General features: G+C 40.1%; 11 protein-coding genes and 1 other annotated feature. Of the genes, 6 read left to right on the forward strand and 5 right to left on the reverse strand.

Annotated features, from left to right (window positions below):
• Positions 1–272 precede the first annotated feature (272 nt).
• From metE to CD138_RS07565, 4 genes are read right to left on the reverse strand one after another with little or no spacing between them, the layout of a single operon-like run.
• On the reverse strand, positions 273–2,513 hold the full coding sequence (gene metE / locus CD138_RS07550) for a 5-methyltetrahydropteroyltriglutamate--homocysteine S-methyltransferase (RefSeq protein WP_019169159.1): 2,241 nt from the start codon (positions 2,511–2,513) through the stop codon (positions 273–275).
• A complete protein-coding gene (locus CD138_RS07555; RefSeq protein ID WP_019169158.1) occupies positions 2,510–4,351 on the reverse strand; it encodes a bifunctional homocysteine S-methyltransferase/methylenetetrahydrofolate reductase in 1,842 nt (613 codons plus the stop codon). Before CD138_RS07555 ends, metE begins: the two co-directional genes overlap by 4 nt.
• A complete protein-coding gene (metC, locus tag CD138_RS07560; RefSeq protein ID WP_019169157.1) occupies positions 4,305–5,480 on the reverse strand; it encodes a cystathionine beta-lyase MetC in 1,176 nt (391 codons plus the stop codon). Before metC ends, CD138_RS07555 begins: the two co-directional genes overlap by 47 nt.
• Positions 5,467–6,579, reverse strand: coding sequence for a PLP-dependent transferase (locus CD138_RS07565; RefSeq protein ID WP_019169156.1), 1,113 nt, complete (start codon positions 6,577–6,579; stop codon positions 5,467–5,469). Before CD138_RS07565 ends, metC begins: the two co-directional genes overlap by 14 nt.
• Before the next feature lie 63 nt (positions 6,580–6,642).
• Positions 6,643–6,958 (reverse strand) — a binding site (T-box leader).
• A 186-nt stretch (positions 6,959–7,144) separates the two neighbouring features.
• Here CD138_RS07565 and CD138_RS07575 point away from each other — a divergent pair.
• From CD138_RS07575 to CD138_RS07600, 6 genes are all read left to right on the forward strand, one after another.
• Positions 7,145–7,969, forward strand: a complete 825-nt coding sequence (locus tag CD138_RS07575) for a ParB/RepB/Spo0J family partition protein (protein WP_019169155.1) — start codon at positions 7,145–7,147, stop codon at positions 7,967–7,969.
• Between the two features lie 65 nt (positions 7,970–8,034).
• Positions 8,035–8,925, forward strand: a complete 891-nt coding sequence (locus CD138_RS07580; RefSeq protein ID WP_019169154.1) for a mechanosensitive ion channel family protein — start codon at positions 8,035–8,037, stop codon at positions 8,923–8,925.
• Between the two features lie 12 nt (positions 8,926–8,937).
• Positions 8,938–9,159 carry a DUF951 domain-containing protein gene (locus CD138_RS07585; RefSeq protein ID WP_014614931.1) on the forward strand — a complete coding sequence of 74 codons (222 nt, stop codon included), beginning with the start codon at positions 8,938–8,940 and terminating at the stop codon, positions 9,157–9,159.
• The gene (gene ychF, locus CD138_RS07590; RefSeq protein WP_019169153.1) at positions 9,150–10,247 is read left to right on the forward strand and encodes a redox-regulated ATPase YchF; all 1,098 of its coding nucleotides are present in this window, start codon (positions 9,150–9,152) and stop codon (positions 10,245–10,247) included. The genes CD138_RS07585 and ychF overlap by 10 nt, the downstream gene beginning before the upstream one ends.
• A 505-nt stretch (positions 10,248–10,752) precedes the next feature.
• On the forward strand, positions 10,753–11,706 hold the full coding sequence (locus CD138_RS07595) for an ABC transporter ATP-binding protein (RefSeq protein WP_244913356.1): 954 nt from the start codon (positions 10,753–10,755) through the stop codon (positions 11,704–11,706).
• Positions 11,699–12,508 carry an ABC transporter permease subunit gene (locus CD138_RS07600; protein ID WP_019169151.1) on the forward strand — a complete coding sequence of 270 codons (810 nt, stop codon included), beginning with the start codon at positions 11,699–11,701 and terminating at the stop codon, positions 12,506–12,508. Before CD138_RS07595 ends, CD138_RS07600 begins: the two co-directional genes overlap by 8 nt.
• 59 nt (positions 12,509–12,567) lie before the next feature.
• Here the strand turns inward: CD138_RS07600 and CD138_RS07605 are convergent, their stop codons facing one another.
• On the reverse strand, positions 12,568–14,082 hold the full coding sequence (locus CD138_RS07605; RefSeq protein WP_019169150.1) for a B domain-containing protein: 1,515 nt from the start codon (positions 14,080–14,082) through the stop codon (positions 12,568–12,570).
• Between the last annotated feature and the right edge of the window lie 120 nt (positions 14,083–14,202).

Here is a 14,202-nt window from a genome sequence, read left to right on the forward strand (position 1 = left end):
AGTCTCATCCACTTTGGCAATCTTGTATTTAAACTGTGAATCAATGAAGACAAGTTTTTGTAATTAAGCAAATCCAAACATCATATGACAAATTAAGCTGAATTGTTGGCTTATTTTAAAACTACTTATACACATAAAAAATAGGAAAGGGCTGAGAAACAAGTGTCTCAACGTCTGTCCTATTTTTTATTGAAGATAATTGTGTTCTCAATGGCGAGTATAATCGAAAGACTGTGTTTGCATCATTTTAGTTTTGAAAGCGTGTCTTATTATTAATTCGTTTCTACGGCTTCTTGACGTAATTTGCGTGCGCTATTAACCAATACTGTCAATGCGGCTTTCACTTCATCTTCTTTACGTGTTTTAAGACCACAGTCTGGATTAACCCAGAATAACGAACGATCAATTTGTTGTAAACCACGTTCAATCGCTGTCGTAATTTCATCTTCTGTCGGGATACGTGGGCTATGAATGTCATAAACGCCTAAACCGATACCTAAATCATAATCGATATCTTCAAAGTCTTTAATGAGGTCGCCATGGCTACGAGACGTTTCGATTGAAATGACGTCTGCATCTAAGTCGTGAATCGCATGGATAATTTGTCCGAATTGCGAATAACACATATGCGTATGAATTTGCGTTTCATCCGTGACAGAAGATGTCGCCAGTTTGAAGCTATGCACAGCTTTTGCCAAGTAGTCTTCGTGATATTCTTTACGTAATGGTAAGCCTTCACGTAATGCTGGTTCGTCGACTTGAATCACTTGGATGCCTGCTTTTTCTAATGCTAATACTTCTTCGTTAATCGCAAGCGCAATTTGATCTTGTACCGTTGAGCGAGGAATATCCACGCGTTCGAATGACCAGTTTAAAATCGTTACAGGGCCTGTCAGCATGCCTTTCACAGGCTTGTCTGTTAAGCTTTGCGCATATACGGTTTCATCAATCGTTAATGGGGCCGTCCATTTCACATCGCCGTAAATGATCGGTGGTTTTACAGCACGTGAGCCGTATGATTGGACCCAACCAAATTTTGTCACGAGGAAGCCGTCTAATTTTTCACCAAAGAACTCAACCATGTCATTACGTTCAAACTCACCGTGTACGAGGACGTCTAAACCGATGTCTTCTTGAATTTCAATCCAGCGTTTAATTTCATCTTGCACGAATTGACGATACGCTTCATCAGAAATGCGTTTATTTTTCCAATCTGCACGTTGTTTACGTACTTCTGGTGATTGTGGGAATGAACCAATTGTTGTTGTCGGTAAATCTGGTAAGTTTAAGCGTTGTTGTTGCACGACTTTACGCTCAGAGAATGCTGAAGCGCGTTCGGCACGTACACTTTCAAAGTCATATTCAAGATTTTTGAACGCTTGATTTTGGAAACGTGTATATTGTGCATGCAAGCGATCATAAGCTTCAGTGTCGTTGTCATTTACGGCACGTTTTAATGCATCTAATGTTTCTAATTTTTCTGTCGCAAAGCTTAAGCCGTCACGGATGTCATCTTCCAACGTTTCATCTTCTAATGACACAGGGACGTGTAATAATGATGACGATGGATTGATATATAAGTCGTCAGAATATTGGGATAATTTTTCGATTAAAGCTTTCTTCGCTTCAACATCAGCCGCCCATACGTTGCGACCGTCGATGATACCCGCAAATAATGTTTTTGAACGGTCAAAGTCGCCATTTTCGATTTGTTGCAAGTTGTAGCCGTGATCATGTACAAAGTCTAAGCCGAGCCCTTTGACTGGTAACGCGCTTAAAAACTTCACATTTGCACGCTCGAAATACGTTTGAATCACTAACGCTTTTGCGACGTCTGCTTCAGCAAATGCCTCGTAAGCTTCACGTGTAATGGCTTCTAATTCTGCTGCTTGATCTGTCACTAAAATCGGTTCGTCAATTTGAATGAGTTCCGCACCTGCTTGGATGAGTGATTGCAGAACTTCTACATATAATGGCAATAGCGTGCGTACTTTGTCTTCAAACGATTGGTCGCCGCCTTTAGAAAGCGCAACGAATGTAATTGGTCCGACAATGACAGGGTGTGCGTTCACATTAAGTGCTTTCGCTTCGTTAAAACGTTCCAATAAGCGGTTGTGATTCACGCGAGGTGTCACATTGTCCCATTCAGGTACGATATAGTGATAATTTGTGTTAAACCATTTTACGAGTGCACTTGCGACGTGGGATTTGTTACCGCGTGCGATGTCGAAAAGAAGGTCGTCATCTACATCACGATCTTGAAAACGTGTTGGAATAATGTTGAACAATAACGATGTATCCAAAATATGGTCATATAATGAAAAGTCGCCTACAGGTACACTGTCTAAATTGTGATTTTGTTGTAGCACTAAGTTAGAACGGTGTAATTGTTGTAACGTATTGTCGAGTTCATCTTTTGTGATTTTGTTGTTCCAGTAGCTCTCAATGGCTTTTTTCCATTCACGTTTGTGTCCAAGTCTTGGGAATCCTAAGTTTGTCGTTTTAATTGTCATAAAATCGCCTCCTGATGGGATGTTGTAATAGATTTCGAATAGGTTGCAAGTTCTAATGAATAATCAATACGCTCAAACGGTGTAATTAAATACAAGCCGTTGAAATACGTATGTACCGTGTCGATAAGTGATTTACAAAGGGACAGGCTCAGTTCATAGGTAGCTTGTCTGTCATCGGCTACGGCTTCAAATTGTGCGAGTACGTCGTCTGACATTTTGATGCCAGGGACTTCATGATGTAAAAACAAAGCATTTTTATAACTTGTAATCGGCATAATTCCAATAAAGATAGGGACGTCAAGATGCTTTGTCGCTTCATAAATCTCGACAATTTTTTCTTTCGTAAAGACAGGTTGGGTAATGAAGTAATGCATACCGCTCTTGATTTTCGTTTCCATTTTACGGACTGCTGCTTTGATATTACTCACATGAGGATCAAAACCGCCCGCAATATTGAACTGTGTCGCGACTTTTAATGTATCGCCGTCTGTGTTCACGCCTTTGTTAAATCTGAGTGCGAGTTCTGTTAATCCTTTTGAATTCACGTCATACACATTCGTTGCCCCAGGGAGATGACCGACTTTCGAAGGGTCTCCGGTAATCGCTAAAATTTCATTCACGCCAATTAAAGAGAGGCCGAGTAAATGAGATTGAAGCCCGATTAAGTTGCGATCTCGACACGTAATGTGGACGAGTGGTTCGATATCAAATTGTTGTTTAATGAGACTCGCTGCGGCAATGTTGGACACGCGAACGGTTGCTAAAGAGTTGTCGGCTAACGTAACGGCGTCGATTTGTGCGTCATCTAAAGCTTTGACGTTTTGAAAAAATTTCGTCGTATCGAGATGTTTCGGTGTATCGAGTTCGACGATGATGGTTGGTCGTTCTCGCACACGCGCTGCTAAATTTTGACGGGTTTCTTTCGGTGCTTCAGACGTTTGTTTTTGATGAATCGGAATGACCTTTTTCTCTTTAATCGGCTTTAAATCTTGTACCGCTGCTTTAATTTTGCGAATATGTTCGGGCGTCGTACCGCAACAGCCGCCGATGAGTCGCACACCTTCTTGAATGAGTTGTTCGGCGGTCTCACCGAAGTATTGTGCGTTATCGCTATATTTGAACGTTTGTTGATCGATATCGAGTAAGCTCGCATTCGGATAGCACGATAAGTAAGCGTTGTTCGGCAATTCGATATGACCAAAAGTCTGTTTCATATGATGTGGGCCATGGTGACAATTTAAACCGACAATATCTGCCCCGGCTTCGACCAATTGTTGCAATGCGCTATTAATTTCTTTACCGTTCATTAAATAATGTGTGTTGGAAGCGGTCAGTTGTGCAATAATCGGAATGTCGTATTTTTGACGTGTCTGTCGAATCGCATTGAGCAATTCTTCTTCATCGTAATACGTTTCGAATAACAGACCGTCGACGCCTTCAGCAACGAGTGTATCGACTTGAATATCAGTATGGTATTGGATAGCTGACAATGACAGTTCACCTTGTTTAACGCTTCTAAAGCCACCGACCGTCCCTAAAATCAATGTATTGGGGCCGGCTGCACGTTTTGCGATGGCAACAGCAGCTTGATGTATCGCTTTGACTTGATGTTCTAAGCCGAATTGTTGTAGCTTTTCAAAGTTGGCGCCGTACGTATTCGTTTGAATGACATCTGCGCCCGCTTGAATGTATGAGCGATGAATGCTTTCGACTTTGTCAGGGTGCGTCAGATTGTAAGCTTCAGGACAAGTGTCTAAGCCTTCTGAATAAAGAATCGTCCCCATTGCACCATCAGCGACGAGAATATTGTTTTTCAGTGCGTTCAGTAGTCGACTCATAGGATCCCTCCTTTAATGCTTGATCAAGGTCGGCGATTAATTCGTCAGCATCTTCCAATCCAACGCTCAATCGAAATAGGCCAAATGTAATGCCACGCGCTTCTCGAATATCTTGAGGGATTGCGGCATGTGACATCGTGTACGGGTGCGAGAGAATCGTCTCCACACCGCCTAAACTTACTGAGACGAGTGGTAAAGTAAGCTGATCGACAAATTGTTGTGCATAAGTTTCATCTTTTAAGCGAAAACCGATCACAGCCCCGCCATGTTGCGCTTGTTTCAGATGCACAATGTTTTTTCCCGGGTAATACACTTGAGCAATCGCCGGATGTTGTTCTAAAAAGTTGTAAATGCGTTGCGCACTTGCGACAGATTGTTGGAAACGGACGACAAATGTTTTCAAATGTTGCGTTAACGTCCAACTGTCATAAACGGATAAAGCGGTTCCTGTGCCGTTTTGAATTAAATAAAGGGCATCAGCGAGTGTGTCATCGTTCGTAATGACAGCGCCAGCAATGAGGTCGCTATGGCCGCCTAAAAACTTTGTCGCGCTATGAATGACGATATCCGCACCGAGCGCCAGTGGATTTTGACCGAGTGGCGTCATAAACGTGTTATCGACCGCAAGCAAAATGTTGTGCGCTTGTGCAATATGTGCGACTTTACGAATATCTGTAATCTTGAACAGTGGATTCGACGGTGTTTCAACATAAATGAGTCGTGTGTTCGGTCGAATGGCTGCGCGAATTTCTGCTACATTTTCGGCATTAACCGTTGAAAATGTGAGACCAAAGCGTGACAGTATTTGCCCCGTAAGTCGAAACGTCCCACCATACACGTCGTCAGGCAAAATGACGTGGTCTCCAGCTTTTAATGTTAAAAACACAGCTGTAATTGCAGCGATACCGGAGTTGAATGCAAATGCGTGTTGTCCGCCTTCAAGTTGTGCGAGTTTCGTTTCGAGCAATTCTCGGTTTGGATTCCCACTTCGCGCGTAATCATACGGAACAGATTCGCCTAATCGTTGTTGGTGATACGTCGATGCATAATATAGCGGTTGATTCGCGCAATGATATGTGACACCACGGTTGACATCATGAATCAGTTCGGTTTGTTTAGAACGTGTCATCAGTGCTCACCTCTTTTGCTTTTTCGAGTGCTTGAATGAAATCTTGTTCGATATCTTCATATGCTTCAATCCCAATCGATAGTCGAATTAAATGTTGATCAATACCGCGGCGATCCTTTTCTTCATCAGGCATGTCGATATGCGTTTGCGTATAAGGGAAAGTAACGAATGTTTCGGTTCCACCTAAACTTTCGGCAAAGCGTAAAACTTTCAACTGACGCAACAATTGGTCGATACTGTATTCAGGCTTTAAGCGTAAACTTAACATGCCTGTGCGCCCGCAATAGAGTACGTCTTGAATACCTGTCAAATTTTCGCAAGCCGATGCAAACCGTCGTGCATTTTCTTGTGAACGTTCGACCCGTAAATGCAATGTTTTCAAGCCACGCAACAATAAATAACTGTCAATCGGTGAAAGTGTGGCACCAATCATGTTGTGAAATTGGCCTAACTTTTCTGCAAGAGCTTCATCTTTGACCGTCACGACACCAGCGAGCACATCATTGTGGCCACCGATATATTTCGTTGCTGAATGTAAAACGATATCTGCGCCGTCTAGAAGTGGCGTGGACAAATAAGGTGTGAGAAAAGTATTGTCGATAATCGTTAACAACTTGTGTTGTGCTGCTAACGTATAATATGGCGCTAACTCAATCTCGATCATTAATGGATTTGAAATCGGCTCAATGAACAATGCTTTTGTTTGAGGTGTTATGGCAGCCTTCACAGCATCAGGATTTTCAAAATCAATGTAATGAAAACGAATGCCGTATTGCGCTTCATAAAATTCAAACAAGCGAAATGTCCCGCCATACAAATCAAAAGAAACGAGTATTTCATCGCCCGGCTTGAAGAGGTTACAGACCAATTGGATACTTGCCATGCCACTCGCTGTCGCAAATGATGCAACACCGCCTTCGAGTCGTGCAAACGCATCTTCAAAAACTTGTCGTGTCGGGTTTTTCGTGCGTGTGTAATCAAAGCCTGTTGAAAGCCCGAGCCCTTCATGTTGGTATGCTGTAGAGAGATAAATCGGATTTGCGATAGCGCCCGTGTCGTCTTGAGTCAGTGCAATTTGTGCCAGTGTGGTTTCTTTCATCAGTTCTACCTCCTCTTCAAAAATAAAAAAGCTTCCGTCCTTTAGATCCAATAAAAATTAGATATAAAGGACGAAAGCTTTCGTGGTACCACCTTTGTTCGCAACTTGATCGCTCAAGCCACCTCTTCCAGTACGCGAAATTGTGTGCGGTGTAGAGGGTATGATAGACATCGAATGTGTGAGGGATATCTTTGGAATACACTACACGCATCACAAAATGTGAATACTGTATCGCTATAACGGGCGAACCCGGTGATACCTCATATTGGCATCAACACTCCAAGGCCATTTTCAAACGCGCTTTCAATACCTTCTCTCAGCGAACGAAGGCTCTCTGTAAAAGCAGGGGACGTTTTACTTTCCTTTTTACAGTGTTTAAATATATTGTCTTGTGCTTTGATAAAAAACACTTTACATGAAGCCAAAAAGTTTGTCAACATATTTTCTGAAAATTTAGAAGAGAGGGAAATTTGGCGCGACTTAAAATCATAGAGAAAAGCTTGTTTATCAATGATGCAAACAGTAAAATGGAATGGTAAAAAATTTGAAAAGGTTGGTGAGAGGGATGACTCAAAAATGGCAAAGTCAACAAGATGATTCAGAACAAGTTCAACACTTGGCATTGAAAGATATCAGACCGAATCCGTACCAACCTCGAAAAACATTTGACGGTGAAAAGTTAACGGAACTTGCACAATCGATTGCACAACATGGGGTATTACAGCCGATTATCGTGACAGAAACGATTCATGGGTATTACATTGTCGCGGGTGAGCGCCGTTATCGAGCAAGTCTTGAGGCAGGCTTAACGCACATTCCAGCTATCGTGAAAACTTTTTCAGATGGTGAGATGCGAGAGCTAGCGATCATTGAAAACTTGCAACGTGAAGACTTGAATGCATTAGAAGAAGCAGAAAGTTATCAGCAATTGATGCAACACTTGAATCTGACACAACAAGAAGTCGCTGCACGATTAGGCAAGTCGAGACCGTATATAGCGAATATGTTGAGACTGCTCAAGTTACCTGTTAAGATTAGAACTTTAATACGAGAAGGCGAACTTTCAGGCGGACATGGACGGACACTCCTCGCATTCAAAGAGCCAGAAACCATGATTAAATATGCACGTTTAGCCATCCGGGAGTCTTGGAGTGTGCGATATTTGGAACAACAAGTCGCTGAGTATACAGGCAGTGGACAACAAACGGCATCACGCCAACAGCACACGACGCATAAGCCCGCACTGATTCGCCAACATGAGCAACAATTAAAAGAGCAATATGGCACAAGTGTCGAAATTACAACAAAGAAAAACGTAGGCGAGATCACTTTTACATTCCATTCTGAAAGTGACTATCGTCGACTGATTCAATTGCTTAAAAAGATGTAAAAATTTCAAAAACGTGCGCATCAACATACATCATTTAAGATCATGCATAGTGAAGGGAGTTACTTATGAATCAATTAGAAGCGATATTAAAAAGTATGGTGCAACCGTTACTAGATCCAGAAACGTATTCCAACCTTTTGACGAAACTCATTATTGTATTGATATATGTCATCGTCGCTTTTATCGTTGTACGTATTTTAAACAAAGTCATCGCACAATTTTTTAAAGTCAACAATCGTTCAGGGAAAACCAATCGTGCAAAAAGGTCGAAAACACTCATTACACTCGTTCAAAATGTGGTCGGTTACATTGTATGGTTTATTACACTGACGACCGTGCTTAGCAAATTTGGCATTAGTGTTGAAAGTATTTTAGCAGGGGCCGGTGTGGTCGGTTTAGCAATTGGTTTTGGTGCGCAAACACTTGTAAAAGACGTCATTACAGGATTTTTTATTATATTTGAAAACCAGTTCGACGTCGGGGACTATGTGAGTATTAAAAACAACAGTGCACCGATTGCTGAAGGCACAGTCAAATCCATTGGTCTCCGTTCGACACGCATTTTATCATATACAGGAGAGCTCTCCATTATTCCAAACGGGACGATGAGTGAGGTCACCAACTTCTCAGTGACGAATGGTGTAGCTATTATTGATATTCCGGTGTCGATTCATGAGAAAATTGACGACGTAGAGAAGAAAATGAACCTCTTCTTAAAATCAATTCCTAAAAAGTATGATATTTTTATCGAACCCCCTGAAGTGTTAGGTGTCGATAATTTCAACAGTTATGAAGTGAAAATTCGTGTGGCAGGTGAAACGTTACCAGGCGAAAGCTTTGGTGGCTCACGTATTTTGCGCCGCGAGTTAAAAGAATTTCTACAATCTGAAGGTATTGAAGCACCAATGCCGACACTTGTCCAGTTATATCAAGATCAACAAAACAAGGAAGCATAGAGGTGAAATTGAGTGGCTTCAAATTACGAATTAAATGATATAGTAGAGATGAAGAAGCAACACGCATGTGGAACGAATCGCTTTAAAATCATTCGTATGGGCGCGGATATTCGTATTAAATGTGAAAATTGTCAGCGCAGTATTATGTTACCACGTCAAACTTTCAACAAAAAAATAAAAAAAGTACTCGAAAAAGCGAGTTCAAATGAGAAGGAGAATGAAACATGGCTTTAACAGCTGGTATTGTCGGCTTACCTAACGTTGGAAAATCAACTTTATTTAACGCAATTACAAAAGCAGGTGCACTTGCTGCAAACTATCCTTTCGCAACGATTGATCCTAATGTCGGCATCGTTGAGGTACCGGATACACGTTTAACGCAATTAGAAGCAATCGTCAATCCGAAAAGAACAGTACCGACAACGTTTGAATTTACAGATATTGCAGGTATCGTTAAGGGAGCTTCAAAAGGGGAAGGTCTCGGAAACAAATTTTTATCACACATTCGTGAAGTGGATGCGATTTGTCAGGTTGTACGTGCATTTGACGATGAAAATGTCACACACGTTGCAGGACGCGTGAACCCGATTGAAGATATTGAAGTCATCAACATGGAATTAGTATTAGCGGACTTAGAATCTGTTGAAAAGCGATTACCTCGTATTGAAAAAATGGCGAAACAAAAAGATAAGACAGCGGTCAATGAAGTACGTATTTTAACAAGAATTAAGGAAACGCTTGAAAATGGTCAACCTGTCCGTAGTTTAGAATTTAACGACGAAGATCAAAAATATGTGAATCAAGCACAATTGTTAACTTCAAAATCGATGTTATATATTGCGAATGTCGGTGAAGATGAAATTAATGATGCAGAAAACGATAAAGTGAAAGCGATTCGTGAGTATGCCGCACAAGAAGATTCAGAAGTAATCGTTATTAGCGCCAAAATCGAGGAAGAAATTGCGACATTGGATGATGAAGATAAAGCAATGTTCTTGGAAGAATTAGGTATTGAAGAGCCTGGTTTGAACCGTTTAATCCGTAAAACATATGACTTATTAGGATTGGCGACGTACTTTACAGCAGGTGTACAAGAGGTGCGTGCTTGGACGTTTAAAGAAGGAATGACAGCGCCACAATGTGCGGGTATTATTCATACGGACTTTGAACGTGGCTTCATTCGTGCTGAGGTGACAAGTTATGAAGACTTTGTTGCGCATAACGGTGAACAAGGTGCGAAAGAAGCGGGTAAAATGCGCTTAGAAGGTAAAGATTATATCATGAAAGATGGAGACGTCGTACATTTCCGTTTTAATGTATAGGCGATAGCAATAAGAGCTAAAGTGTTGAGCACATCAGCATTTTAGCTCTTATTTTGTTTGAGGATTAAATGTTTCGTTTAGATTGCCGAACCTTCCCTCGCGTTTCCTAGCAGGACTTGTCTCAACTCGCCAACGTTGGATTGAACTGTGACATACGTTGGCAGAAACGTTGGCGGATTTTCGATTGTGTCTGATCACTCAGGAGTCGCTTGCAATCTTGCCTAAGTTTCACTTCCCAAATAAACAAAGAGAGTGTACATGCATCACGTCAACATATCCTAATTAAAAATTACTTCTCCATATTTTCATTAGTATTAATGAGGCTGTGATGAAACTTTCTCAGACTTTTTAGGAGATGAGAAAGTTTGGGGTTCTTTGTGATACAAGTTTTTCTTAGTTGATGTAAAGTGCTTTAAAAATTTTATGTAAAAACGATAAAATATAATGTATTATGCAAAAAAAGTGGTAAAATGTGCTTAATCATAAAGCAACAAAGATGATCACAATGGGAGAGGTGAGGGCGATGTTAGTCCGTGTAGACCAGCTACAAAAGACATTGAATGGGAAAAATGTGATTAATGACATTTCATTTGCTTTGGAACCGGGGACGATTAATGCGATTTTGGGGCCAAACGGTGTAGGGAAAACGACAACGGTACGCTTATTGACAGGTTTACTTCAGCCGACGCGTGGTGAAATTGAAGTGTTTGGCGTCAAGACGACAGATCCCCATTTTGAACGTGTACGCAAACAAATGGGGGTACAAAATGATGGCAATTTGTATGAAAACTTAACGGTATATGAAAATTTAAAAATATGGGCACGTTTTTATGATGTGCCAAAAGCAGAGATTGACGACAGAATTGATACATTATTAACTTATTTTGAGCTAACTGAGCGTAAAAAAAGTAAAGTTGGAACGTTGAGTAAAGGATTGAAACAGAAAGTAGCGATTATACGTGCGCTCATTCATCAACCGAAATTATTGATTTTAGATGAACCAACATCTGGTTTAGATCCGTCAGCCTCTGAATCGTTGAACACATATTTACAAAAGCAAGTGCGTGAGGAACAGATGACAGTCTTTATGTGTACGCACCACTTACAAGGATTAGAACAAATTGCAGACCATATTTTTATGATGGATCAAGGCCGTTTTATTGCTTCGGGACGTGCGGAAGATTTGTTGCGTGAAGCGTGGCCACAAGTGGAATTTGATATTCATGTGAGTGATGTGACACGTGCGTTAGCGGTATTGGAACATGAGCAAGCATTTGTTGCTAAAGCAAATAGTGACAAAACAGGATATATTCGCGTGAATGTGGAGGCATACCACGATATTTCCCGGGTGATTAAGCTGTTTACTGAGCACCAGTTGGATGTGTATACGGTCACTGAAGTTCAACATACGATTAAAGAATTATACTTCAAGAAAATGGATGTGGTGCAACATGATTAATATGAAGCATGTCTTTACAATTGTTTATAAAGACGCTCTAGACATTAGAAGTGATCGTGGTGTTTTTGTGTCGGTATTGATTGTGCCATTTATTTTCAGTTTGGTATTTCCATTAGCGATTGTTATTGGTGACGTCAGTTTTAGTGTTGTCGATTACATCGGTGGGGCACGCATGTTCATTGACCAGTTGCCTGAACAAGTGTTGCCGAAATCCATCGACCATCATCACGGTATTGTTTATGCAATCTTGATGTATTTCTTTATTCCGTTTTTCATTCTCATACCGGTATTTGTGTCCAGTATGTTAGCAACTACGAGTTTTACAGGTGAAAAAGAGCATAAAACGATTGAAGGGTTACTTTATACGCCGATTACGAATAAAGAACTCATGCTCGGGAAGATTTTAGTTGCAGGCATTCCGTCAATTTTGCTCACTTGGATCTCCGTATTGATTTATGGCATTATCGTGAATGTCTACGGTGTCAAAGTGTTAGGCGAGATGATTTTCCCGAATTTTAGTTGGCTAATGGTGACATTTCTTATTGCGCCGTTAATTACATTTTTATCCATTTCGCTCGTCGTCGCTGTATCGCAACGAGTGAACACAAGTAAATCAGCGCAATCGATATCAATGATTTTAATTTTACCGATTATTGGTTTTATCATTTCTCAAGCGAACGGAGTATTTTTGTTTGGCCCGATGATTTCAATGATTCTCGTCGTTGTGTTGATTGTCGTCGATATCATCGTTTATTTAACCATTTCCAAACGATTTAATTCGGATAAACTATTAACAAAATAGGATATAAAAAATGAGACATACATCATAGAAAGACGTATGTCTCATTTTCATTTTTATTTTTATTTGAAGAAAGATAAGATACTTGAGAATGCATTTTTCGCAGTGTCAATCGCTTGAGCTGTCTTAATAGCACCTTTGACTACTGATGGATTTTGATAAAGTGTGTATAAAACTTTACCTGTATTAATGCTTTCTGTTACGAAGTTTCTTGTTTGTGCATATGACTTGGTAAATACGTTAGCATCTTTATCGATTTTTAGTGGTTCAATATATGCTTTTGTACCGTTGTCGTTTAAAAAGGCAAGTACAGTTGTATCAATTAAAGTTTTATGGTTTTTGTATAATTTTGAGTAGTACTTCGCATCGTTATATTTTCCAGTAATATACTCGTATTGCCCTTTTAAATAATTTAAGCCACTTGTAATACCATCTTTAACATAAGTATAACCTTTGTTTACGCTATCTTTAAAAGCGTTCCAGTAGCTTGAAAGTGTTGAAGTTGTAGCTTCTCCTGTTTCAGGTAATACAGGTACAACTGAGTTACTTTCAATGTTGTTTTTCATTTCTGGTGTCGTTTCTGTTGATGGTGAAGCTTCCTCAGCTTTTTTAGAATCAGCTACTTTGTCAGTTTCAGTTTTATTTTCTACTTGAGGTGTTTGTAATTTTGGTGCTTGTACCTCAGGTGTTTTTTCAACTTTAGGCGCTTTTTCAACCTCAGGTGCCTTTTCAGATTTTTTATCTTCTACTTGAGGTGTTTTTTCAGTGCTTTTACTGTCGTTAGCTTCAGGTTTTTGTTCTGTATTTGCTTCAGGATTTTCAATTGGTACTGGTGTTTTTTCAACTTCAGGTGATTTTCCAATTTGAAGTTCTTTTTGTTTCGCTTCAGCATCCGCTTTGATTTTCGCATCACGTGGTCCGTTGATTGCATCTAATTGTTTTTGGAAGTCATCAACGTTAACTCTGTTTTTTGGTAATTTGTTGATTGCGCGTTGTGCTGCACGTCTGTTTTGAATTGTATCTTCTTGTTGTAAAGCTTGAAGTGCGTTTTTAGCATCAGCAATACTTTGGTTTTCTTTTTCTAAAATAGGGTTGTGAGGTGCTTTTGGTTGTTCAGTTTGAGGTGCAGCTTCTGGTGTGCTGTTTAATGATTTTACGAATACATCTTGGCTTTGATCAGGATTTTCTTTGATTTCACTAATGAAAGCGTCACGTTGTTTATCAGATAAATCTTCATTATGTAATAAACCATAAAATGCATTTTGTTGTGCTACACGACGCTCAGGATTTGTCGCATCTTTAATTGATTCTGAAAATACGTTTTGTGCACTATTTGAACCTTCATGAAGTTGTTTAATGTATTGGTCACGTTGGCTTTCTGAAATACCGTCCATGTGAAGTACTTGGTAGAATGCTTTTTGTTCAGGTGAAACGTTTGATGATTCAAAAGTTGCTGGTTGTGCGTCTGCGAGTGATGATGTTTTCTCACTTGCCTCTGCGTTCCCTTGTGAAATAAATGTTGCTAAAGATAATGTTGCTGCCCCGATTAATAATTTTGATGTGTATTTAGTTTTCATGTTCATTCCCTTTCTGTCTCTCTGCGATTACTTTTTATTATTAACACAAAAGAATATATCACGTTTTAATGACGATAAAAATTAACTGTTTCTTAATTAATAATGAAAAACCATTAAATA

This window comes from Staphylococcus intermedius NCTC 11048, from assembly GCF_002902385.1.
GTDB classification, from domain to species: Bacteria; Bacillota; Bacilli; order Staphylococcales; family Staphylococcaceae; genus Staphylococcus; species Staphylococcus intermedius.

Bases quoted from the DNA above. Each gene is read 5' to 3' on its own strand.
- metE (WP_019169159.1), bottom strand. From the start codon at position 2,513: ATGACAATTAAAACGACAAACTTAGGATTCCCAAGACTTGGACACAAA.
- CD138_RS07555 (WP_019169158.1), bottom strand. From the start codon at position 4,351: ATGAGTCGACTACTGAACGCACTGAAAAACAATATTCTCGTCGCTGAT.
- metC (WP_019169157.1), bottom strand. From the start codon at position 5,480: ATGACACGTTCTAAACAAACCGAACTGATTCATGATGTCAACCGTGGT.
- CD138_RS07565 (WP_019169156.1), bottom strand. From the start codon at position 6,579: ATGAAAGAAACCACACTGGCACAAATTGCACTGACTCAAGACGACACG.
- CD138_RS07575 (WP_019169155.1), top strand. From the start codon at position 7,145: ATGACTCAAAAATGGCAAAGTCAACAAGATGATTCAGAACAAGTTCAA.
- CD138_RS07580 (WP_019169154.1), top strand. From the start codon at position 8,035: ATGAATCAATTAGAAGCGATATTAAAAAGTATGGTGCAACCGTTACTA.
- ychF (WP_019169153.1), top strand. From the start codon at position 9,150: ATGGCTTTAACAGCTGGTATTGTCGGCTTACCTAACGTTGGAAAATCA.
- CD138_RS07595 (WP_244913356.1), top strand. From the start codon at position 10,753: ATGGGAGAGGTGAGGGCGATGTTAGTCCGTGTAGACCAGCTACAAAAG.
- CD138_RS07600 (WP_019169151.1), top strand. From the start codon at position 11,699: ATGATTAATATGAAGCATGTCTTTACAATTGTTTATAAAGACGCTCTA.
- CD138_RS07605 (WP_019169150.1), bottom strand. From the start codon at position 14,082: ATGAAAACTAAATACACATCAAAATTATTAATCGGGGCAGCAACATTA.